Below are 20,941 nucleotides of genomic sequence, written 5' to 3'. Positions count from 1 at the left end.
GGTATCATTCTGATTGTCGTGATATCAAAATGTGATACTATTTGCCTTTATGAAAAAACGACATCAAAGAACGCTGTCAGACGTGTTTGCCCGCCCTATCTTCGGATCTGGTTGGATAGCTTAAGAAAGACCATGATGAATAATACATTAAAAATCGACGGTCATATGGCTGTTATTTCTTTCGACCCTGAAATTGAGATGTTTCGCGGTGAATTTGTTGGCTTAAATGGAGGAGCTGATTTCTACGCATATAGTGTTGATGAGTTAAAGAATGAAGGCGCCCGGTCTTTGGCTATTTTTCTTGATGAATGTAAGAAAGACGGTATAGCACCTTATAAGACGTACAGTGGCAAAATTGCGGCACGACTGACGCCAGAACGACATCATGCATTAGCGATAACCGCTCAGGCAAGTGGTCAATCTCTTAATGAGCTTTTAAATGAAGGTGTTGATTTGGTGGTTGAAAAACATTCTTGATAGCAATATAACAATGATGTCAGGCTACCATGTGATGATCTCTGTTTAATAACAAAGCGCTGGGTCAAACCAGCGCTTTGTCTGTCCCTTAATTCCCAATTAAGCCCAACGTTGGATCACAATCGAGGTATTGATGCCACCAAAGGCAAAGTTATTGCTTTGAATAAACTCGGTCTGGATTGCACGAGGCTGGTGCATAATGTAATCCAGCTCCCCACAAGCGGGGTCAACCTCTTGCAGATTGAGGGTAGGGGCAAACCAGCCTTCATTCATCATTTCCAGACTTAACCATGCTTCAAGTGCACCACAAGCCCCCAATGTATGACCGAAATAGCTTTTCAGTGAAGATATAGGTGTTTGGTTGCCGAAAATATTAGCCGTAGCTTGGCTCTCTGCGACATCTCCACGATCGGTTGCAGTACCGTGAGCGCTGAGGTAACCGATATCGGCTGGCTGTAAGCCCGCTGATTTCAGTGCCATTTCAATGCAGATCTGCATAGTTTCGGATTTTGGCTGGGTAATATGGGAAGCATCACAGTTAGTGGCAAACCCGATGATTTCACCATAAATCTTGGCACCACGTGCTTTGGCGTGTTCCAATTCTTCAAGGATCAATGTACCTGCACCTTCACCAATGACCAGCCCATCGCGATTAACATCAAACGGGGAAGGTGTGGTTTTCGGTGCTTCATTTTTCTGGCTGGTGGCGAACAGCGTATCAAATACTGCCGCTTCGGATGGACACAATTCTTCGGCTCCACCTGCGACCATTATGGTTTGATAGCCATGGCGGATAGCTTCCCACGCGTACCCGATTGCCTGACTGCCAGATGTACAGGCACTTGAGGTTGGAATAACCCTGCCACGCAGACCAAAGAACAAGCCGGTGTTGACGGCGGTGGTATGGGGCATCATTTGCACATAAGTTGTGCCAGTGATGTTATTGGTATGCTTTTCAGTCAGCATGGTGGCAAATTCACTGACTGGCTTGGTACTGCCCGTAGAGGAACCATAGGCAATGCCTGTTTCTCCATTGGTCAGTATCGGGTCGCCAAGCAAACCCGCCATTTCTAAGGCTAGCTCTGTGGCACGCGTTGACATCAGGGAAACACGTCCCATTGAGCGAATGCGTTTGCGGGTATAGTGCTCGGGTAAAATGAAATCTGTAATGGGTGCTCCGAGGTGGGTATTGAGTCCGTCATATTCTGCCCATGCCGGCATCTGTTGGACAGTGTTGATACCCGCTTTCAACCCAGCGGAAACAGATTGCCAATCGTGTCCCAATGCAGTAATGCCACCCATTCCGGTGATAACTACCCTACGTGGTATTTCATTGTGGAATTCCTTCTGGAATATCGCATTATGGCTCATAACATTCCCCCGTTGATTGAGATGACCTGACGGGTTACATATCCCGCAATATCAGACATCAGATAGCTGGCAAGACCAGCCACTTCATCCACTTGTCCCATTCGTTTCATTGGGATCATATTCATGGCTTCTTTCAGAGCCGCTTCTTCCATTTGGATCATGTCTGTACCAATCAATCCGGGAGCAATGCAGTTTACGGTGATTTTCCTTTTCGCCAATTCGATTGCCAGCGCTTTTGTTGCCCCGATAATGCCGGCTTTAGCCGCGCTGTAATTGACTTGTCCGCGATTGCCCATCAAACCGGACACGGATGATAATGTGATAATGCGCCCTCCCTGACGTAAGCCGATCATCGGCATGACGCAAGGGTGGATAACATTGTAGAAGCCATCCAAATTGGTATGAATAACACTGTCCCAGTCATCGCCTTCCAAAGCAGGGAAAGCACCATCTTTGGCGATCCCGGCATTGCAGACAATGCCATAGTAAGCACCATGGTTTTCGATGTCTTTTTCCAGCACTTCACGGCAGATAGTTCGATCCGAAACATCAAAATTCAGTATACGGCCACTGCCTCCGTTTGCCTGAATTTGTTCCAGTGTCTCTTCCGCACCTTTAGCATCGCGGTGATAATGCACGATGACCGTAAAACCATCTGCCGCCAGCCGGCAGGCAATAGCCCTGCCTATCCCTTTGCTGGCACCGGTCACTAGAACTGAACGCATTATGCTACTCCATCCTGTTTATTTATTAGTTGTGTGAGTTCTGTTGTGTTAGGTTGGTAGGTGTTCAGGCGGCCTGTCACCAGTACAGTGCCATTACAACTGATTTCACCTTCAAAACTGCCAAATTTTTCATCTTGCAGTAATAAATTCATCTGAATATCCAGCACGCTGCCTTGGGTAAAAGCGGGTATTTGGCACCGTACGGCACGTCCGCCCAATAACATGCCCAGTGCAGAGTCTTCTTCTTCTCTTTCCTTGCGATGCCAGCCAGACCAGACACCAATGGTTTGGGCCATGATTTCAATGGCAAACCAACCCGGCAGGTGGCCTTTTTCATTGAGAAAAGGGGATAGAACGCCGTCCTGGCTGACCGTAACCTGACAATGCACATGTTCGCTGGATACGGAGATCACTTTTTCCAGTAATACCATTGGTGCTTCATGTGGGAGATAACGATCCACTGGTAAATAACGCTCTACTGGCAAATAGTCAGACATTATGCGACTCCCAATATCAGGCTGGTATTGTTGCCACCAAAGGCAAAAGAATTTGACATGACAATCGGTTTTTCCAGTGGTTGCGATTGGGTTAGCAAGCCGCAATCAGATAGTGAGGTATCTATGTTTGAGCGTGAAAAATCTTGTGCCGGCAGCGGTAGGTTACGCGACAGCAGTAGCCAGCAAATTCCGGCTTCACAGGCACCTGCGGCACCCAGAGTATGACCGGTTAAATACTTGGTTGAACTGCATGGGGTGTTTTCACCAAAAATCTGGTTGATGACAATAGATTCCATTTGGTCATTTAATTTTGTGCCTGTTCCATGCAGGTTGATATAACCGATTTCTGCTGGAGAGAGTTTTGCATTTCCCAATGCCATATTGATAGCTTCAATGGCTCCTTTCCCTTCAGGATGCGGGGCAGACATATGCCATGCGTCACTTGATTCCCCTACGCCAAGTAATGCTATTGGCTGAGATGCGCTCGGCTGAGGTTCCCGAGTTAGCAGCAGTAATGTTGATGCTTCTCCGATAGTGATGCCTTGGCGGTTTTCACCAAATGGTTCACACAAGGTAGGGGAGAGAGATTCCAGGCTATTGAATCCATTGATTGGCATACGGCTCAGTGTGTCCGCACCACCAACAATCGCCACATCCACTACGCCCATTTCAATCAGACGTTGACCGGTGATAATTGCCCGCGAGCTGGATGAGCAGGCTGTCGAGATAGTAAATTCAGGCCCATCAATACCAAGATAACTGGCGAGGAAGCGGGAAGGATCACCTAATTCCTGTTGGTAATAATGGTAATCCTGATTGGGTTGTTGATGGCTGGATTGCTGATAGATCGTGCGGCTGACATGTTGATCACCCTCTTCAAGGCCAGATGTGCTGGTTCCCATGATCACAGCGATACGTTCCCGACCATAACGGGCGATGGCATCGTCTACCTGTGGTTTTATTTGCATCAAGGCAGCCAGTAACAAACGGTTATTACGGCTGTTGTGTTTAAACAGGGCGGCAGGAATAGCGGGCAATTCACCGTCAACGCCTCCCAGACAGCAGGTTTTTTCGGGTTGTAGCCAGCCAGAGCGCTCATACATGCCAGGTGCCTGACCGAGCACGAGATTCTGCGCAATCTCATCGACGTTATTGCCCAAGGCATTGAGCATACCCACGGCAGAAATATAAATCATGCTTTACTCTTCCAGATGCTGAATGGCGATGTCATAACCGAAAATGAATTGCTGGACGTGAATCGGGCGTCGTTTGCCATTTGGGCTATCATAATGAATTTCTATGATTAATTTCCCATTTTTATCATGTAGTTGGCGCAGATTACCTCTGTCCTTAAGCACCCAGCCATCAGGCAGTCGGCTCTGCCAAGCGGAAACAGGCCAATAACTGAGCATAATATCAGCCAAGACTTGATTGGCAGGCGGAAGTTCCGGCAAGACAATGGATTGTTCGGTATGAATGCCATTTTGATCGTAATTCAATTTGAACAGCCGAATGCCCAGCGAAGACAATCCTGCCAATGACAGGTGTTGTTCATTGGCGCTGAGTAGCACAATCAATGACTGTTGCTTGCCTTTTACTGTAGCCGTCAGCAGTTGTTGTTTATTTATGGCAGGCGTTATGGTTGGTTCTGGTAATGCAACACTTACACCCGGTTTCAGCCATGCACTGGGCGCGCCGTTTTGCGGGGAGTTCATACACGCTGCCAGCAGGCAAGCCAGGGATAGAATGAATAACCGTATCATGATTTCTTTTTCCTTTTTTGGCGCTCAGGCATTGCCAATGGCGATAGCAGGAAAGCGGTAAAGATCCCACTGCATAATACGATGCCAAAACTGCTGATTGCTTGAGTGCTGCTGAATACCAACATCCCCAGTGTGAGTAATGCAGTACACATTGCGACACTGATCGCTAATAGCGAGGTCAGCGGAGTACCACGGGGGTTACTGAAAAACAGGGTGTAGTTGATGCCAATGCCAAGCACCAGAACCAGAGCCAATATTGAGAACAAGTTAAGGCTATGACCACTAAAGCCGAGAACAGCCAGCCCACAGCCAAGAGATAGCAAGGATGGCACTATGTTGATGACGCCGCGACGCAAACCGAGCCGTGCTATGTAACTGATGGCAATCAGTATTATTGAACCTGCCAACAACCAGCCAAGCATGGTGCGGTAGAATTGAAACATTTCATCGAAAGCCAGTTTGCGATCAACCCAACTGACGCCTTCCTGTTTTTCTACCAACTGACGCATCGATACACTGTCTTTAACGCCGTTTACAGGTAGCAAAACGCCACTGTGACCGTTTGGCAGGGTTATCCACATCAAACGCCAACCTTCACTGACTACACTGTTGAGCCAGTCATTCGGCGTGACAGTTATGAGATGAGCATCAGGCTGTTTCATTGTCAAACCTGATTCTGCCAGGCGAGCCATGATATTGGGAGTGGCTGCCTTGAGCAGTTCAAGATCCCGGTGTTGCTGAGCAAGGGAGGAGAGCGGGAATCGTTGGTAATGGCTGATATTACCTTGCTGTTTTTCTGTATCCAATTTTGGAATAAAAGATTCCAGTCGCTGCAAGGTTTGTTCTGCATTATTGCCGTAAATAACGAACCATTTCTGATCGCTTCGCTGTCCGGTTAGTGCTGCAATGCGTTTTTCCTGTTGATGGATATCCTGTGGCAGAGCCTGTAATTGGGCAATGTCATCATTGATCTGCAAACGGGAAATTCCCAGCATCGCAAAAACTACCAGTATTGTTGGTAATCCCATATAAAACAGCCTATTGCGTCTCCATAACGCCAGCCAGCGCATTAACATGATCATGGCTGGAACAGGGCGTACTGGCAGATTTTTAGCAAGACGGGGATACCAGCAGACGACGGTCAGGCAGGAAGCCGTCAAACCCGCAGCCGCAAATACAGCCAATTGGCGTAGGCCGGGGAAAGGGGCGAACATCATGATTAGATAGGCAATAACGGTTGTTGCCAATGCCATCAATAAGGCTGGCAAGACTTTTCGCATACTTTGCCACGGTGTGACTTCCTGACCATGTACCATACGTTCTGTCAGATAGTAAATGGCGTAGTCGGCGGAAATACCGATAATACTGACGCTCATTACCAGCGTCATGAAATGAAGTTCACCAAAGATCCCTAAAGTCGCCACAGTTCCTGCCAATGCGCCGATACTGATGGACAGAACACACAGTAGCAAAGGTTTTAGGGAGCGGAAAACACTGTAAATGAGCAGCAATACGCCGAGTACCGTAGCGCTACCCAGTGTTGAAATATCGTGTTTCGCCTGTTGGGTGGCGTAATCGCTATAGAATAGGGTTCCCCGTGACATGACTTCGGCATCAGGAAATTGAGCTTTCAGAGTCTGCTGCAACTTATTCAACTCAGTGACAGCGTGATGCCCTTGCTGCATGTCAAAGGAGGAGCTTTTTAGCTCTCCGTGAAGCAGATACCATTTTTTCCCTGAATCATCTTTGGCGACCAACCAGCCATTCTGGAGTCGCAATTGGCTGGATGTCTGCTGAAGCGCCAGTTGTGAACCTCTGACCAGCATCAGGGGATCATTATTAAGCTCTTGCCCGCTGACACCGGAAAATGCGGAATAAATTTGAGACAAGATCCAGTTTGCCTGCTGATTGCCTTCATCTTTCAGCCTGTCACGGGTAGCAGGATCGAGCATGGCATTACGGTGTTCGTAGTAAAAACGACCCCATGTTTGTTGCTGTTCTGCCGTCATTGGCCCTTTGACATGGCTCAGAAACGGTGTTTTTTGCAAATGCTCCAACCAGTATTGGGCAGGGGCGACATCCTCTTTTTTCCCCGGACTGACCATCCACACCAATTGCCGATCAAGACGTTGTATGAACTCTTCTTGCAAAGCAGGTGGCATGTTGCCGGCACTTTGTGCCGGCAACAATGCCAGTACGCTGGTGGACAGACGGGATTGAGGTAACAAGGTTACCAGCGATATCAGCAGGATAGCGCATATCAGTAACCAGAATAGCGCCAGCAGACGTGGCTCAGAATTTGAAGTGTTGCTCTTCTTCATTACTCAGCGTCTCTGGTGTTAATTGGTGTTGGGTAAAAGAGAGTTCTGTACGATCATCTTGGCGATCGGTCAGTAAAATCGTATCAAGGTTAGCTTGGCCGCTCAGAGTAATCGCGGTGAAAAGTTTATCCAAAGGAGACGTTTTGGGTGTCAGTACCAAGCGCCATTTTTCCTGCCCAAGATCGTTGAATTCGATTTTGAAATTTTCTTCCAGCACGGCACGATCGGCCTGAAACAGCGCCCGCATCAGATGGTTAAACTGAAACAGTTGTGGATTGGAATCGGCGGTAATCACTTGGGGAGTCTGCCCCGGCATGACTTGCACCATATGGCTGTCATCCAGCACCAGTGTCAGTGGAAAAGGTTTTTGTTGATGCCACCAAAGCCCTTTATGTTGTGAAACCAGCATTTCACCGCTGGAAGAGAGGGGTTGTGGCATACCCTGAATTTGACGCACTTGGGTGAAATGTGCTCGCACAGTTGGCTGGTGGGCGAACCGCTGTTGTAATTCTTCAAGAGTGATGGCATGTGCCACGTTGTTGATTATCATGAAACTTGCTGTCAGGAACAGTAATATCCAGCGCCATTTTTTCACGGTTTGACCCCCATGCGTTCAAATAAAATGTCCGGGCTGATAAAACTCATTTCCTGTGTTTCTTTAGAAACGGCGACCTGAATGGTGTAGCCTACGGTTGTTTTTTTGCCGCTTGCTGCATCAAAAATCTGATAAGCAATTTTCAGGCGATTTTCAAATTCTTCAATGGTGGCCCTGACGCGTATTTTTTGCTCAAAGAGCACGGAAGCCCGGTACTTGATTTTGGCATCGACGACAGGCCAGACATAGCCGGATTCACTCATTTCCCGATAACCATAATTGAGTTGGTTCATCAATGCTTCACGGGCAATTTCAAAATAACGGAAGTAGTTTCCATGCCAAACAACGCCCATTGGATCAGCATCATGGAATGGCACAGTTAATTCAACCTCAGCCGTAAAGCGGGGATCAGTCAGCATTTTTTATTCCTTATTTGTCCGAGCAGACGGCAATTGCCAAAAATCGAAAAAATTAAACCAATCGAGCGGAGATTGCAGGGCATGGTGTTCCAGTCGGGAAGCATAGAGATCTACCGCCTGCTGCAACGCTTGGTCTCGTTGTTTACGTGGCAATTCCAGAGGATTGGCAAAATGTTCACAATAAATTTTGAACTGTTTATTTTGCCGGAGAGCGAACATCAGTAGGACTGGACAACGCAACACCGAGGCAAGGATAAACGGCCCCTGCGGAAATGGTGCAGAATGACCGAGAAACTGGCTCCAGACAACGCGTTGAGTGTTGGCGCGAGAAGGATTAACGGCAATCCGGTCACCGACAATTGCCACCCATTCTCCGGCATCAATTTTTTCTTTCAGCATGATGGCGGTATCTGCTCCGACATCCGTTACTGGTAATAAATTGATTCCTGCTTGTGGTGAAACTTCTTCAATGATCTGTTTGAAACGTTCGGCGTGCTCAGTAAATACCAGTGCATTGATGGTCGGTTTACCCGTTTGTTGAGCCAGTGCCCGACAGACTTCAATATCACCCAAATGCGAAACCAACAGTAGTTTTCCGCCTGAGTTTCCATCCAAAAGTTTTTCATCCAAAAGTGCTTGTTCTGCTCCCGCAGCAAACTCGATATCTTTTCCCCATTTAAAGTCACCACGCCAGCTTGCGATTTTGTCCAACATGGCTGTGCCAAAACGCAGGTAATGGCGATAACTATCAAGGCCCTGTGGAATAGTAATGCCTTTATGTTGCATGGTTTGTTTCAGTCGCTCAAGATATTGGCGGGATGCCTGACGCTGTGAACCACCAGTTGCCCAGAAATAGCCAACGATAGGGTAAAGCAGCCATTCAAAAGGCTTGCGCCCGAACCATCGATAAACCGCCAGCATGAACTTCATGCCAAGCAACCCTTTGCGTTCTTGAATAGCTGACCAATGCTGGCTATTTATTCCCAGTCGATTACGCCATAGCTGTTGTTTATGCCATAGCAGTTGTTTACGCCATAATAAAGAAGGAATGCGCGGTAACATGCCGAAAAACAGGCGGGTATGCATCCATGAAATGCTGAGGTTATCCCTCAACGCATCGAAATGGGATAGGCCATTTTCAGGATAGGTAACTTTTGTTGGCACAAATTGACTTTCTGTTCCCTGCCAATAGAGCCGCACCATGATTTCAATATCAAAATCCATGCGCCGACCAACATCTTTTTTAGCCAACAGTTGTAGTGTGGGAGCCAGCGGATAAACACGAAAGCCACACATACTGTCTTTAATGGATAAAGAAAGCGTTTCCACCCAAACCCAGAAATGAGTTATATAGCGCCCATAAAGGCGGGATTTTGGCACGGAATCATCATACTTTGGATTGCCGGAAATCAAGTGATTGGGATACTGCTGCGCCTTTGTCAAAAACAGGGGGATATCGGCAAGGCAATGTTGCCCATCGGCATCAACCTGTAAGGCATGGCTATAGCCTGAATCCGCGGCTGCCCGCATTCCTGCCATGACTGCTCCACCTTTGCCCTGATTATGTTCAAGGCGGATAAGCGTTACATTAGGAACAGACTTTGCTAAATCTTCAAGACGGTGTTGAGTGTCGGGAGAACTGCCATCATCCACGATAAAGCAGTGGAGATGATAAGGGGATAATCTTTCCAATACTGCCGACATGGTTGCGCCGTGATTATAACAAGGAATAACCACGCAGGGCGTAATCGTACTTACGCTCGTATTTGCGCTCAGCGACATAATTTTATCTTTCCTTGGCTTGCTGTCTGGCTTTCGCTTCCGTTCTGAGCTTTTACATCATAATGGAAAGTCAGGAGATGTTTTTCTTCATCCCATTTGATTTTCAATAGTAGCTTGTCGCCCGGTTGTAGAGGGAGTTGGAACTTCACCATTTCAACCGAAGAGAAAAACCAGCTCGGTGCCAACAGCGTTTCGGCATAATGCATGACCCAATCGATTTGAGCCACACCCGGCAGAAGTGGCTGAATGAAAAAATGCCCCCGGAACCAATTTAAATCGGGGTCTAAGTACAGTTGTACAATGACCTCATTTTGAGCAGGTTGCTCGCGGTGAATTTCAATGGGTTTCATTAAATAGCTCCTGTAAAGCAGGCCATGAGCGCTTGCTTTGGGCATTCAAGGGAATGGCTTCAACGACTCGCCAATAGCGTGGTAATGCGACAGATTCCAACCAAGGCTTTAACTGGTGACGCCAATCTTGTGACAGCTTGCGAATTCCTTGCTGCTGATAACGTTTGTAGGTTTCGTGATCTAAAACGACTACCGCGCCAATGTTATTGCGCTTACCTCGATTAATGAGCAATGCAACAGCGTCAGTGATACCAGAAATTTCACTCAGGCGACGTTCGATTTCTGACAGGGAAATACGTTTTTCTTCAATTTTCACCAGACGATCCCGGCGCCCCAATAAAGCAAAATTACCGTGCTCATCAAAGTCAAACTGATCGTCCAGAATAAGACCAAAGGGGTCAGCAAGTAGAGGAGAATAGACGCGCACATTTTTTTCTCCATCTTCCTGAAATGAAACTCCCTCAAAGGTCGTCCAGACTTCGTTGTTTGTTTTACGGCTTCGCCAGGCCATTATGCCTGTTTCGGTACAGCCATAAATTTCATTAGGCGGGATGTTGAGCCACTGCATTGATCGTTCCGCACAGGCAAAGTGCAGTGGGCCACCCGCTGAAACTACAAAAATACAATCAGGGGCAGGAAGTTTGTCATCCAGCCGTTGCAGGAAGGCAGGGCTACTGATCAGCGCACAACGTGGGCTATTGATAAGCTGTTCAGGAAATTCCACCATATTACGATCGAATGGTAACCCCAGAGCCATTGGCAGCCAGATGCGGAAGGTTAAACCATACAAATGCTGGTGGCTGACTGAAGATCTGACAATGCAGGATTGCAGTTTATCTCCCCACAGGGAAGCAAGCCATTGGGATTCAAGATCCATGGCTGCCACAGTTTTGAGCACTTGTTGAGGAATACCCGTTGAACCAGAAGTAAACATCACCAAAGTGGCATCCGGTGAGATGGCTGGCAATGTGATGTTCAGCGAGGTTTTTTCCGTAACATCAATGTCTGGATTTGATGGTGTCATCCGTAAACAAGGACAGGATAAAGTCAGGGGTAAATCGGTCAATACACCATCAAACAGAGATTGTTGCTCTTGTAATTGGGCTTCTCGGCAATGACCCGGAATTACGGGAGTTTTACCAGCATGAAGTGTTGCCAGCAGCGTGACACAGAAACTGTAGCTATCATCAAAACACAAGGCCCAGCGGGACGCTGAGAGTTTTTGGTCTTTTGCGTGTATTTTCAGGCGTAAATATAACGCGGTCACATCCTGTCGAAGTGTATTCAGGCTGATGGCGTGATTTCCCCAACTGATTAGCCTGTCGGGGTTATTATCTTCTGATAGCCATTGAGATATGGGTTGTGCTTTCATCATTTTTTTACCCGCTGGCGTACCAGCCATTCAATGGAAATGAGTAACCCAATTAATAGGTAGCTCACCATTCCGTTCCACAATGTCCATAAGGTCATATCGTTATACAGGCAAGTTCCAAGTGCTACTGCGCCATTGAACATAAAAAACAGGCACCAGATGTAGGTGACTTTACGTGTATAGGCAATGCCCTCAGGGGGTAAATCCGGCTCTTTGATGCGGGCTATTTTTTCAATAATGGGTGGGCCGTAACGCAATGAGCTGCTAAACAGAATCAGCAGAACAGCATTAACGACTACCGGGTAGTACATAAGAAGCTGGTGGCTGCGAAGGAATAAACTGGCCAGCCCCAAGGCTATCCCTGTTATGGACAATATCCATCCGGTATGCCAGCCAGCTTTCTGCTGATTATGGGTTTGATGCCTGCTTAACAATAATCGCAAAACAAAAAATAAAATAATGACGATCAACATGGCATGAAATTGCCCGTAGTTAACCATCGCCCAGACCAAGAACGGCCAGGCGATTAACATCACGGTATTGGCAATACGGAGCAATAAAATCAACGGCTTCAATTAACTACCCAAATGTTTGTTTCTGCTTTACTGATTATTTATTGCTGATTATCGTTCTTTCAACGACGGTTCTTTCAACGATGGTTCTGTCGATGATTGCTCTTTCAATAACTGTTCCACGGCATCCACGACATCCTGCACGGTACGAACGGATTTGAATGCTTCAGGTTTGATCTTGCGTCCGGTTTTTTTCTGTAAGTGGACAACCATATCAACCGCATCAATGCTATCGAGTTCCAGATCTTCATAAAGTCGTGATTCAGGCGTAATGTCTTCGGGGGACAACTCAAACAGTTGAACCAGTAGCTGGGAGACTTCCTGAAAAATAGCTTGTTTTTCCATGATTACACCTACTCTTATGCCTGTTGTGACTGGATATAAGCTGCCAATGTGGCTATAGAAGTAAAGTGTTGGCGCATTTCTTCACTTTCAGAGGATAGTACGATGCCAAAACGATTTTTTACTGCCAACCCCAGCTCCAGAGCATCGATTGAATCTAAGCCTAAGCCGTCGCCAAACAGAGGGGTATCAGTTTCAATATCGGCAGGTGTAAGATCTTCCAAATTCAGGGTGTCTATAATTAATTGTTTTATTTCAATATGTAATTCTTGCATCATCGTATCCGACATCTGTTAGTTTGATGGTGTTAATAATTGAGTTAGCTGACGATTGAGTTGGCGGGCAGCGATGGCATGCCCATTTTCTATATCAACAGCAAAATTTTCATTGGTAAGCTGTTCACCAATATTGATTGTATAAATGGGCTTTTTCGGTGGGATTTGATACCACTTGCTTTTTTTATCCAGCATAGTCTGGCTGCAAGTAATATGTATGATCCGCAAATCACATTCACATCGTACAGCGATATTAGCGGCTCCACGTTGAAGCGAAATAGGTTGACCGGGCGTCGTGCGTGTTCCTTCTGGGAAAATCAGTATATTGTGACCAGAAGTCAGCCGTTCGCGGCAAACAGGAAGCAGAGTTTCTGCATCACTGTTAATCAGGTAACGTGCAGAGCGGATTACGCCGCTGACAAAAGGATTACGCAGTAACGCAGATTTTACGATGCAATCCACGTCTGGCAGCGTTGATGCCAGAATGACGTAATCCAGTAAAGTTGGGTGATTGGCAATAATCAAACAGCCTTTATCCGCCCGAATTTTATCCAGGCCATTGAAATGGTAATCCAGTACGCCCAATTTTCTGGTCAAAAAAAGGAACAGGCGAAAACTGAATGAAATGCTGTGGCGTGCGAGATGGCAACGTTTATTTTTATTGCGTAGGAAAACCAGCAATAAATTAAACCAAACAAGAGAAAGCAATAACCCACCTACGCCAAACAGGGTAAAACAAAATCCGGTCATGAGCAGACGCCAGAACCAGTTAATGCGTTCAGTGATATTGATGGAAACCCTTTTAATCATCTGGCAGGCTCCAATTCCACTGGCAATGATCCCCTGAAACAGTGAAATTCTGCTTGCCCCGTAACCAGCCATGAAGAAACTGGAGGCTTTGAGGAAGGTCAGGCTCTGCTTCTGATGAAGATTGCTTTGTACAGCGTAAGCAAGTACCTGACTCCAGCAATAGAGCGACTGCAAATGGATAGGTTGGGGTATTGGCATCTATGACATTGTGATAAAAGCTGGGGATCTCACCATCAAAATCGACCAGCAGGACTTTGCGGTGACCCGCATGAAGCAGTGTTGAGGCTTCAAACAGTCCTTGCTGGAAACTGTCAATGCCTGCCGAAACGGAAGAGGAAACCAGAGGAGCCTTCGCCACAATGGTTAGATTACCTACAGAAGAGTTATGCACTGACATGGCAAAATTGGTTGGAGAAACACTCTCTTTTTGCGCCAGATTCTGCAATATTTGGTAATTGCGTTCCAACTCACCGTGACGGCTGGTATAGACAATGGCATCGACTTGATTACGGCACAGGATGCTTAAACCACAATCCACGGCAAGACGGCTGCCAGAGCTTAAACGGCGAGCTGTCATCATGGGTAATTGGGCACATTTCTCTAATGGCTGTGATTTATCAATAGTAGCTGGTAATTTCGCAGACCACTCTTTCCACTCTTCAGCAAGAGAAAGCCCTGGGGCGATTGCTTGCCAGTCTGTAATATCCAATGTCAATTTCATGAAATACCGTTCGTTACTGCTTTTTGCAGATCAGTAATGTGTGTCCTAGCCCTAGCTGATCAATTTGGTTTTCTATTACCAACCCAGCTTTATTAAGGAATTGGGTAAAATCATCAACGCTATAAAAACGACTATTACCATTTGCCATACAAGTAAAATAAAGCGAGGTAGCATTAAGGCTATAAGCCGCTGCTTCAAAAGGCTGGCAGTCCCAAAACAGCTCCATAATGCAAATTCGCGCATCAGGTTTCATGGCTGCGGAAATCTTGCGTAAAATGCCTATAATTTGTGTTTCGGAAAAACAATCTAAGAATTGGCTCATCCACCAGATATCTGCTTCTGTGGGTAAGTCGTTATCCGATAACATGTCAATAGGATAGCCGAAAATACGATCAGCCATACCTTGGCTGCGTATATTTTCTTCAGCCAATTTTATTTGCTGGGGTAAATCCAGAATAGTAACGCTGACTTTACTGTCATATTGGCAACAGCGCAATGCCCATTTTCCTGTATTACCACCAATATCATAAATCACTTTGGGATTCATGGAGAAAACAGTTTTCAATGCCGCACTAAAGGCAGAATCAGAATAAAAATGGTCGAATGAAAACCAGCTTGTTTTAGCAGGTTCAGGTAATTGGCTCAGGGCAGGATAAATCGTTGGCCACTCACCGAACACTTTTAATCCGGCAGGCTTATTTTTCAGGAGAGATTCTTTTAAGTGAAATAGCCCTTGATAACAAACATCCTGAGTGAAATCCATATTGACGCGAGTCATCTTGTCATGTAGCAAATAATGTCCGATTTTACTGAGGAAATAACGATCATCCTGCTTAATAATAATTCTGCCGCTCAATCCCATATCCAGCAAAATACCCACACCGTAGCTATCTAATTCGGAGTTCCTGAAAATCTCATCTTTGGTCGCACCATTTTTGTGGTTTTTATCCAAGAAAGATAAAATTCCGCAATCGCGTAGTCCGATTGCTGTTTGAAATAGCATAGGGGCAAAAGCAATACGCTGAGCTTCTGTAATTGCCTCAAGTGCACTGAACTCATCTTTGTCATAATTATAGGGTGCGGTCATATATCCAGATATCCGATATGTCTGTAGCCAGAATGTATATTGAAAAACTAAAGCCTATCTTATCAGTATGTTTTCACCGATATAGGATAGGCCCTAAAGTGGAAATTTATTGATTAGCCAACAGGGCTAAATTTAACTGAATGTCTTTATCCAAGTTATTGACCCAACGGTTATAATTACGATGAATTTTTCCGTTGCGCTCTCTTAATTTATGGCTATTGACATAATTGATAGAGTAGTTTTTGGCGGTATAATTGATGCGTATTTGAACATCATGATCGCGTTTTTTCAGGAAGCCATCAATAACACCAGGAGAAGTTTCAGTCATTGCCCACTTACGTTTTTTACCTGCTTCCAAAATAGCTTTTTTCACGGAAGGCAGAGAATTATGAGTCATGATAGTGGATTGGGGAGTTAATATCGGTGCGTTACGAGCACAGCCAGCGAGCGTGATGACGCAAGCCAGACTAATTAATAGCTTATATGAAGTTTTCATTATTTTTCTCTTGTTAGATGAGATGATATAGCTTATGTCATAGTGACGTTGTACAGATTAGTTTAAATAAATTCTTACAATACTGCTACATCTATCATTTCATTATGGTTTCCATTGAGGCATTTTCTGAATCCTATTCGATTTTATTTCTGCTTTTTATTTTTTCCTGAATCTCATAGCGAATCTCGTATTGCCCAACCAAGATTCGTCTCACTTCACCAGGGGAGGTATCTTCTGGCAGGAAAATAAAACAGAAACAACCTGTCTAGCACGTTAGTATAATTTTTGTGGCATTACCTGTAATTTTAATGAGTTAATTATCTGATTTTATTTAAGAGTAGAAGTTAATCATAATTTCATTGGTGTACTTTCATTCACGCTGGAACAGATAAATAATACTGTTGTATCCTGTTTAGAGCATGCGGCATTGAGTATTTATTGGAAACCCTATTACAGGAGACAAGATGTCACACATCATTTACTTGTCATTAAAAGTACTTGTCATTAAAAGGAAAGAAGCAAGGCCAATTTTATTCTCGCCCTTGATGAAACTGGCCTTATTGGATATGAATTTCGCTTGAAATCTGGATTTGTAACAGCAAAAAACGATTTCTCTTTCGAAATTTCCCTGTCAAAGAGGTAACTCGAAAGATGAGAGATTATAATCTTACCGATATCATTTACTGTTTTTTATTAATTATTCACCAAGCCAACGTAGCGCAGCCTGTGCAAGACTAAGTCTTTTTTCTTCAATAGAGCTACTGTAGGTTCGTTGTTTTCCGTCAATCGTACGGATCACTTTATGGCGATTATATCTGTCTATCAATGTTTCCCCTCCTTTCCACTTATTCACTTTTTTACTGGTTTCATCAGGATGGTTTTCTAAGTAAGCATTAATTGGCGTCTTTGAATGTGCATGTTTAAAAAAATCAATAGGTAATAATTTTATTGCTTGATCGAAGAATACAACATGAGCCTTCTCTAAATAATCATCACTAAGTTCTTCTGGTGGATTAAAAGTTGTATTTTTTTCTCTAATAAATCTTATTCTATCATTAAAAAGATCTTGATGAAGTTTTACAAAGTGATTACGGTGTTTATGCATCTTTTTCAAAAAATGAAGTGAAAACAGTAGACAATCTCCATTGCTATTTTGTATTTGGTTATAAATATAAAGTGTTTTTATGTTAGAAGCGTCTTTAAAATTTAAATATAATGCGAAAAGAATATGCTGATTTCTTCCGAGACTTGAATCAACAAAAATGATGGAAATTTTATCATTCATATCTTTAAAAACATTAGCGGTGGCAAAATGTGTTCGATCACCACCAGCGTTAACAATAAAAAGTTTTCTTTCATTATTATTTGGCGGTGAATCTTTTATGTTTTTAATGAAATCATTTACATTCATAATAGTAGGATGAGAATTCATATCCGGATATCTTGAATTGAAATGCCTTAATATTATTTCACAATTCGACATATCCACTAGTATATCATTGAATTGAATGTCATTTTGTTTATTTGACTGAGCTTTTTCTATATATTTGTTCAAAGAGTCTTTAGCAAGCATTTTTAACACTCCAATGGCTATATAAAGTATTTCCATAATAATCTGATTTAATTGCTGAAAAATAATTTTCCACAAATCATTTCTCTTTCTATATTACTTAATTTTGCGATCAAGGAAAGCAATTAATGGTTCTCTATACCCAATGGATTTCAAGATGCGTCGCGGCAGCAAGGGAGAGAATCCCCGGGAGCATAGATAACTATGTGACCGGGGTGAATGAGTGCAGCCAACAAAGAGGCAACTTGAAATACGAAGGGTATATACATTAATTTAAATAAGAGAGTAATAGGGTATACAGTTAGTAAAAGCCGTATTAATCGTTAAAATCCAAATAATAATAAGGCGTTAAGGGAATTGTATATAGGAGGTATGGCGGGATATCTTAAAAGATTTTTTAGAGGGTATTTTGGTAGAAAATAAAAGCTATTATCTGAGATAATTATATAATCTCCTTTTATCTCGATGTTATTGTGTGACTACCCATCAAAAATAGATAACTTCATATTACTTTTCATGATGTTAAAAATTATAGCTAATTTAATTCGACTATATCTTATATAGAAACTGAAGTGGTCAACCAAAATGGGTCACTAACTTAGGGTCTTGCCAAAACTGTCCAGATGTAGGTCACATCGCCACACCAAACCAAATTGGGCTCGGTGACCGCAAACTGGCGGTCAGGGTGGTTAGGGATATCAATATGTTCCTGCTCCTTACGCGAATAGCGGTGTTTGGGTGGCTGGCGACTGACCAGCCCCGGTTCAGCCATTAACTTCCCGGCCAGCCATCGGCCTAATGGCATGCCTTTGGCGGTCACCATGTCCGACATCAGGAGCGCTAACGATTTTTTTAATATTTCATTTTCCATTTCAATATGTTGCAGTTTCTTTTTGAGTTCACGTATTTCAGTTTGCTCCGGTGTGATGGGCATGGCTTTAGGTAATCTGACGAACCCAACTGCCCAGGGCTGATTTACTGACATTCATCGCCTTAGCAGCGTCCATTACACTGTAATTCTGGTCAAGAACTAACTGGGCTGATTCCAGTTTGAACTCAGGGCTAAAACTTCTTTTCATCATGTCACCTGTTTAATAATTGAAGTGAGAATATCACCTCTATCAAGGTGACCAAAATCAGTCTGCCACTTCACTATCCAACAGGTAACAGACGGCGACAACAGTCTGGCCTCATCGAACTACCTTGCCAGTGTGGGGAAAGAGGCCAATATTGAAGTGGGACAAAAACTGATAGAGAAAATCGGCCTGCTTAAACAGAGCATTGCGGGTGTGAAACAGGAAATATTCGTCCGTGATTGGATGAGTGTCACTTATCTTTTCCACATGCGCGAGTTGATATCCAGCATGACAGGCAGTAGAGTGATTATGTTAGTTGAGGAGTGTCGCGCTCTGACCGAGGTTGCTCCTCTCAGTCAGCGCACAAACGATAAATCATCACGTCGAAGTAAAAACAGAGAAATCAACCTCACCAATTGATTATTCTGTTGTAGTCAAAGTAACCCTGCTTCGGCGGGGTTTATTTTTATCCGCCTCTTTCCCTGTAAACAAAAATGCTGACATGGTAAGCATTAATGTTTACTATAATCACATGTTCAACAGAATGGAGGAGTGGTGAAGCAAAGCGAGTTCAGGCGGTGGCTGGAAGCTCAGGGCGTTGAAGTTTCAAATGGTACAAACCATCTGAAACTGAGATACAAAGGGAAGCACAGCGTCATGCCAAGTCATCCCAGCCATGAGATAAAAGAGCCACTGAGGAAAGCAATCATTAAGCAGTTAGGATTGTAGTAAAAACTCGTCTCTCAGGAGGCGGGTTCTCGCACAGGCTTCACCATCAAATACTATGCGATATCCCGTAATATTAGAGCCAGTCGAAGAGGGCGGTTATTTCGTCTCGTTCCCGGATATCCCTGAAGCCTTAACCCAAGGGGATACACGGGAAGAGGCGCTGGAGATGGCACTTGATGCGCTAATAACGTCCTTTGAGTTTTATTTCGAAGGCAATGAGAAAATCCCGTGTCCCAGCCCCATGGGGCAAGGTGATGATTATGTCGATGTCCCCTTAAGCGTGGCCTCAAAGGTGCTGATGCTCAATGCGTTTGTTGATTCCCGATTAACGCAAACTGAGTTAGCCCAACGTATGGGGGTGAAAAAGCAGGAAGTCACCCGACTCTTTGATTTACACCATTCGACCAAGATTGATACGGTCGCTAAGGCGGCAACAGCAATCGGGCATCAATTGACCGTGTCCATCTTATAACGATGATCACCTTTCAAAAGGCTGCGTAAATCGTGGCCTTTTTCATGCTCTCATCAAGCGCAATCAAACGCCCTATAAACTATTCATCTATTAACGTATAGGTCATCTTCGGTTAATTTGGATCAAAAGAGGATCACGGAGAAAATCATAATGCAATGATAGTCAAAGGAAAATTATATTTTACGTGGGAAGTAAGATCACGGGGAGAAGCCGCGCTAAATCATGGAACTCAGACAGAACGCGGCTTGAGACTAACTATTGAACTGAAATTTATAGTCTTCCTTGCTCAACACTTACATCCAGTACTGTTTGCGTTTTTAAGTTCATTGTACAATTATAAATCATTGGAACTTTCGCATTAAAGCCATTAGTGAATTTAACTTTATCCCCGATGAAGGTCATTTGGTTGTTTTTTGCATCGAGTCGAGCGTGTGAGAACATTGGCGTTAAGATTCCGTCCGCCCATTCATAATCATATTTAGATAGCTTCTGTATTGGAGTTCTGCACTGCATTGCAGCTTCTGGCCAATTTTGATCAAAGAGGCACTGAGTATCAGTTGGTGCGCAAGTTTTAGCAGCTGATACTGTTTTAGTGTCATTGGTTTCATCATCTCCTGAAAAGTAAAACCAAATCCCTCCTATGATAAGAAATAGGACAATAAAGCCACCGAACTTTTCTTTGGCTCCCACTCCGGGATCTTTAACCCCACAGTGTGGACATGTTTTCGCTGATGTAGAAACCTCTTTCCCACACTCTTTACATTTTTTAGTGCCATAGATTAATCATCTTTAAATATTAAAAAAGCGCGGTAAGGATAACGGATTTAGGTGTAAAGAAAAGTAGCACGAACATTGAGTTATTCTGAGTGGGTATAAAGTGAACATGTGTAAAGAGGATGGAAAACAATCAACAAAAGAAGTGAAACATTGAGTGTCGGAAAAATCCCTGTCGCCATTTTGTCGCCACTGGCCTATAAAAATAAAAAAGCCACTTGTTGAAAAGCGGCTTAATGTGCTGATTTAACAGCTAAAATTTGGTGGCCCCTGCTGGACTTGAACCAGCGACCAAGCGATTATGAGTACCGTGAATGGTATCGGTAAATCATATATTTATGCTTA

24 protein-coding genes and 1 pseudogene are annotated in these 20,941 nt (G+C 44.3%); 4 read left to right on the top strand and 21 right to left on the bottom strand.

All coding sequences use genetic code 11. The features are described from left to right. The first annotated feature begins 132 nt into the window (after nucleotides 1-132). Nucleotides 133-477 carry a type II toxin-antitoxin system HicB family antitoxin gene (locus PSI23_RS07490; protein ID WP_273554497.1) on the top strand — a complete coding sequence of 115 codons (345 nt, stop codon included), beginning with the start codon at nucleotides 133-135 and terminating at the stop codon, nucleotides 475-477. 99 nt (nucleotides 478-576) lie between these two features. Here the strand turns inward: PSI23_RS07490 and PSI23_RS07485 are convergent, their stop codons facing one another. The 20 genes and pseudogenes from PSI23_RS07485 to PSI23_RS07390 form a co-directional block, all read right to left on the bottom strand. Then, on the bottom strand, nucleotides 577-1,806 hold the full coding sequence (locus PSI23_RS07485) for a beta-ketoacyl-ACP synthase (protein ID WP_273554572.1): 1,230 nt from the start codon (nucleotides 1,804-1,806) through the stop codon (nucleotides 577-579). Between the two features lie 38 nt (nucleotides 1,807-1,844). Further along, nucleotides 1,845-2,576, bottom strand: a complete 732-nt coding sequence (locus tag PSI23_RS07480) for a 3-ketoacyl-ACP reductase FabG2 (protein WP_273554571.1) — start codon at nucleotides 2,574-2,576, stop codon at nucleotides 1,845-1,847. After that, nucleotides 2,573-3,070, bottom strand: a complete 498-nt coding sequence (locus PSI23_RS07475) for a hotdog family protein (RefSeq protein ID WP_273554496.1) — start codon at nucleotides 3,068-3,070, stop codon at nucleotides 2,573-2,575. Before PSI23_RS07475 ends, PSI23_RS07480 begins: the two co-directional genes overlap by 4 nt. After that, the gene (locus tag PSI23_RS07470; protein WP_273554495.1) at nucleotides 3,070-4,266 is read right to left on the bottom strand and encodes a beta-ketoacyl-[acyl-carrier-protein] synthase family protein; all 1,197 of its coding nucleotides are present in this window, start codon (nucleotides 4,264-4,266) and stop codon (nucleotides 3,070-3,072) included. The genes PSI23_RS07475 and PSI23_RS07470 overlap by 1 nt, the downstream gene beginning before the upstream one ends. A 3-nt stretch (nucleotides 4,267-4,269) precedes the next feature. Beyond that, nucleotides 4,270-4,833 (bottom strand): DUF3261 domain-containing protein, encoded by a 564-nt coding sequence (locus PSI23_RS07465; RefSeq protein WP_273554494.1) that lies wholly within the window; start codon nucleotides 4,831-4,833, stop codon nucleotides 4,270-4,272. Beyond that, the gene (locus tag PSI23_RS07460; protein ID WP_273554493.1) at nucleotides 4,830-7,154 is read right to left on the bottom strand and encodes an MMPL family transporter; all 2,325 of its coding nucleotides are present in this window, start codon (nucleotides 7,152-7,154) and stop codon (nucleotides 4,830-4,832) included. Before PSI23_RS07460 ends, PSI23_RS07465 begins: the two co-directional genes overlap by 4 nt. Then, on the bottom strand, nucleotides 7,126-7,704 hold the full coding sequence (locus PSI23_RS07455) for an outer membrane lipoprotein carrier protein LolA (RefSeq protein ID WP_273554570.1): 579 nt from the start codon (nucleotides 7,702-7,704) through the stop codon (nucleotides 7,126-7,128). The genes PSI23_RS07460 and PSI23_RS07455 overlap by 29 nt, the downstream gene beginning before the upstream one ends. 41 nt (nucleotides 7,705-7,745) lie before the next feature. Beyond that, nucleotides 7,746-8,168 carry an acyl-CoA thioesterase gene (locus PSI23_RS07450; RefSeq protein ID WP_273554492.1) on the bottom strand — a complete coding sequence of 141 codons (423 nt, stop codon included), beginning with the start codon at nucleotides 8,166-8,168 and terminating at the stop codon, nucleotides 7,746-7,748. Between the two features lie 3 nt (nucleotides 8,169-8,171). Then, complete coding sequence (locus tag PSI23_RS07445) at nucleotides 8,172-9,950, bottom strand: glycosyltransferase family 2 protein (RefSeq protein WP_273554491.1); 1,779 nt, start codon at nucleotides 9,948-9,950, stop codon at nucleotides 8,172-8,174. Then, entirely contained in the window at nucleotides 9,941-10,300 is a 360-nt protein-coding gene (locus PSI23_RS07440; RefSeq protein WP_273554490.1) for an ApeI family dehydratase, read from the bottom strand. The genes PSI23_RS07445 and PSI23_RS07440 overlap by 10 nt, the downstream gene beginning before the upstream one ends. Further along, nucleotides 10,287-11,675, bottom strand: a complete 1,389-nt coding sequence (locus PSI23_RS07435; protein ID WP_273554489.1) for a class I adenylate-forming enzyme family protein — start codon at nucleotides 11,673-11,675, stop codon at nucleotides 10,287-10,289. The genes PSI23_RS07440 and PSI23_RS07435 overlap by 14 nt, the downstream gene beginning before the upstream one ends. Continuing rightward, entirely contained in the window at nucleotides 11,672-12,247 is a 576-nt protein-coding gene (locus tag PSI23_RS07430) for a COG4648 family protein (RefSeq protein ID WP_373567289.1), read from the bottom strand. Before PSI23_RS07430 ends, PSI23_RS07435 begins: the two co-directional genes overlap by 4 nt. Before the next feature lie 48 nt (nucleotides 12,248-12,295). Beyond that, nucleotides 12,296-12,589 (bottom strand): acyl carrier protein, encoded by a 294-nt coding sequence (locus tag PSI23_RS07425; protein ID WP_306309533.1) that lies wholly within the window; start codon nucleotides 12,587-12,589, stop codon nucleotides 12,296-12,298. Nucleotides 12,590-12,603: 14 nt separating this feature from the next. Beyond that, a complete protein-coding gene (locus tag PSI23_RS07420) occupies nucleotides 12,604-12,861 on the bottom strand; it encodes a phosphopantetheine-binding protein (protein WP_273554567.1) in 258 nt (85 codons plus the stop codon). A gap of 18 nt (nucleotides 12,862-12,879) precedes the next feature. Then, the gene (locus PSI23_RS07415; protein ID WP_273554488.1) at nucleotides 12,880-13,671 is read right to left on the bottom strand and encodes a lysophospholipid acyltransferase family protein; all 792 of its coding nucleotides are present in this window, start codon (nucleotides 13,669-13,671) and stop codon (nucleotides 12,880-12,882) included. Continuing rightward, entirely contained in the window at nucleotides 13,664-14,392 is a 729-nt protein-coding gene (locus PSI23_RS07410) for a beta-ketoacyl synthase chain length factor (protein ID WP_273554487.1), read from the bottom strand. The genes PSI23_RS07415 and PSI23_RS07410 overlap by 8 nt, the downstream gene beginning before the upstream one ends. A 13-nt stretch (nucleotides 14,393-14,405) precedes the next feature. Continuing rightward, nucleotides 14,406-15,479: a methyltransferase gene (locus tag PSI23_RS07405; RefSeq protein ID WP_273554486.1), complete on the bottom strand. Its 1,074-nt coding sequence runs from the start codon at nucleotides 15,477-15,479 to the stop codon at nucleotides 14,406-14,408. Between the two features lie 106 nt (nucleotides 15,480-15,585). Continuing rightward, nucleotides 15,586-15,975, bottom strand: coding sequence for a hypothetical protein (locus PSI23_RS07400; RefSeq protein ID WP_273554485.1), 390 nt, complete (start codon nucleotides 15,973-15,975; stop codon nucleotides 15,586-15,588). Nucleotides 15,976-16,672: 697 nt separating this feature from the next. Further along, nucleotides 16,673-17,623: a YopJ family acetyltransferase gene (locus PSI23_RS07395; protein WP_273554484.1), complete on the bottom strand. Its 951-nt coding sequence runs from the start codon at nucleotides 17,621-17,623 to the stop codon at nucleotides 16,673-16,675. A 538-nt stretch (nucleotides 17,624-18,161) separates the two neighbouring features. Next, a pseudogene (locus PSI23_RS07390) lies at nucleotides 18,162-18,627 on the bottom strand (transposase); the annotation flags it as partial. A gap of 153 nt (nucleotides 18,628-18,780) precedes the next feature. Between PSI23_RS07390 and PSI23_RS07385 the strand changes: the two are divergent. The 3 genes from PSI23_RS07385 to PSI23_RS07375 all read left to right on the top strand — a co-directional run bounded on the left by PSI23_RS07385 (nucleotide 18,781) and on the right by PSI23_RS07375 (nucleotide 19,822). After that, nucleotides 18,781-19,041, top strand: coding sequence for a hypothetical protein (locus PSI23_RS07385; RefSeq protein WP_273554483.1), 261 nt, complete (start codon nucleotides 18,781-18,783; stop codon nucleotides 19,039-19,041). A gap of 135 nt (nucleotides 19,042-19,176) precedes the next feature. Further along, the gene (locus tag PSI23_RS07380; RefSeq protein WP_273554482.1) at nucleotides 19,177-19,350 is read left to right on the top strand and encodes a type II toxin-antitoxin system HicA family toxin; all 174 of its coding nucleotides are present in this window, start codon (nucleotides 19,177-19,179) and stop codon (nucleotides 19,348-19,350) included. A gap of 55 nt (nucleotides 19,351-19,405) precedes the next feature. Then, on the top strand, nucleotides 19,406-19,822 hold the full coding sequence (locus tag PSI23_RS07375; protein WP_273554481.1) for a type II toxin-antitoxin system HicB family antitoxin: 417 nt from the start codon (nucleotides 19,406-19,408) through the stop codon (nucleotides 19,820-19,822). 270 nt (nucleotides 19,823-20,092) lie between these two features. Here the strand turns inward: PSI23_RS07375 and PSI23_RS07370 are convergent, their stop codons facing one another. Continuing rightward, nucleotides 20,093-20,602, bottom strand: coding sequence for a zinc ribbon domain-containing protein (locus tag PSI23_RS07370; protein ID WP_273554566.1), 510 nt, complete (start codon nucleotides 20,600-20,602; stop codon nucleotides 20,093-20,095). Nucleotides 20,603-20,941: the final 339 nt, after the last annotated feature.

The organism is Xenorhabdus yunnanensis, assembly GCF_028598805.1.
GTDB lineage: Bacteria > Pseudomonadota > Gammaproteobacteria > Enterobacterales > Enterobacteriaceae > Xenorhabdus > Xenorhabdus yunnanensis.
Note: the sequence above shows the minus strand (reverse complement) of the source record. Positions and strands in the feature narration are given on the sequence as shown.

What these genes read in the sequence shown, in the direction of transcription:
- PSI23_RS07490 (WP_273554497.1), top strand. Translation starts at nt 133, where the DNA reads ATGATGAATAATACATTAAAAATCGACGGTCATATGGCTGTTATTTCT.
- PSI23_RS07475 (WP_273554496.1), bottom strand. Translation starts at nt 3,070, where the DNA reads ATGTCTGACTATTTGCCAGTAGAGCGTTATTTACCAGTGGATCGTTAT.
- PSI23_RS07470 (WP_273554495.1), bottom strand. Translation starts at nt 4,266, where the DNA reads ATGATTTATATTTCTGCCGTGGGTATGCTCAATGCCTTGGGCAATAAC.
- PSI23_RS07465 (WP_273554494.1), bottom strand. Translation starts at nt 4,833, where the DNA reads ATGATACGGTTATTCATTCTATCCCTGGCTTGCCTGCTGGCAGCGTGT.
- PSI23_RS07460 (WP_273554493.1), bottom strand. Translation starts at nt 7,154, where the DNA reads ATGAAGAAGAGCAACACTTCAAATTCTGAGCCACGTCTGCTGGCGCTA.
- PSI23_RS07455 (WP_273554570.1), bottom strand. Translation starts at nt 7,704, where the DNA reads ATGATAATCAACAACGTGGCACATGCCATCACTCTTGAAGAATTACAA.
- PSI23_RS07450 (WP_273554492.1), bottom strand. Translation starts at nt 8,168, where the DNA reads ATGCTGACTGATCCCCGCTTTACGGCTGAGGTTGAATTAACTGTGCCA.
- PSI23_RS07445 (WP_273554491.1), bottom strand. Translation starts at nt 9,950, where the DNA reads ATGTCGCTGAGCGCAAATACGAGCGTAAGTACGATTACGCCCTGCGTG.
- PSI23_RS07440 (WP_273554490.1), bottom strand. Translation starts at nt 10,300, where the DNA reads ATGAAACCCATTGAAATTCACCGCGAGCAACCTGCTCAAAATGAGGTC.
- PSI23_RS07435 (WP_273554489.1), bottom strand. Translation starts at nt 11,675, where the DNA reads ATGATGAAAGCACAACCCATATCTCAATGGCTATCAGAAGATAATAAC.
- PSI23_RS07425 (WP_306309533.1), bottom strand. Translation starts at nt 12,589, where the DNA reads ATGGAAAAACAAGCTATTTTTCAGGAAGTCTCCCAGCTACTGGTTCAA.
- PSI23_RS07420 (WP_273554567.1), bottom strand. Translation starts at nt 12,861, where the DNA reads ATGCAAGAATTACATATTGAAATAAAACAATTAATTATAGACACCCTG.
- PSI23_RS07415 (WP_273554488.1), bottom strand. Translation starts at nt 13,671, where the DNA reads ATGATTAAAAGGGTTTCCATCAATATCACTGAACGCATTAACTGGTTC.
- PSI23_RS07410 (WP_273554487.1), bottom strand. Translation starts at nt 14,392, where the DNA reads ATGAAATTGACATTGGATATTACAGACTGGCAAGCAATCGCCCCAGGG.
- PSI23_RS07405 (WP_273554486.1), bottom strand. Translation starts at nt 15,479, where the DNA reads ATGACCGCACCCTATAATTATGACAAAGATGAGTTCAGTGCACTTGAG.
- PSI23_RS07400 (WP_273554485.1), bottom strand. Translation starts at nt 15,975, where the DNA reads ATGAAAACTTCATATAAGCTATTAATTAGTCTGGCTTGCGTCATCACG.
- PSI23_RS07375 (WP_273554481.1), top strand. Translation starts at nt 19,406, where the DNA reads ATGCGATATCCCGTAATATTAGAGCCAGTCGAAGAGGGCGGTTATTTC.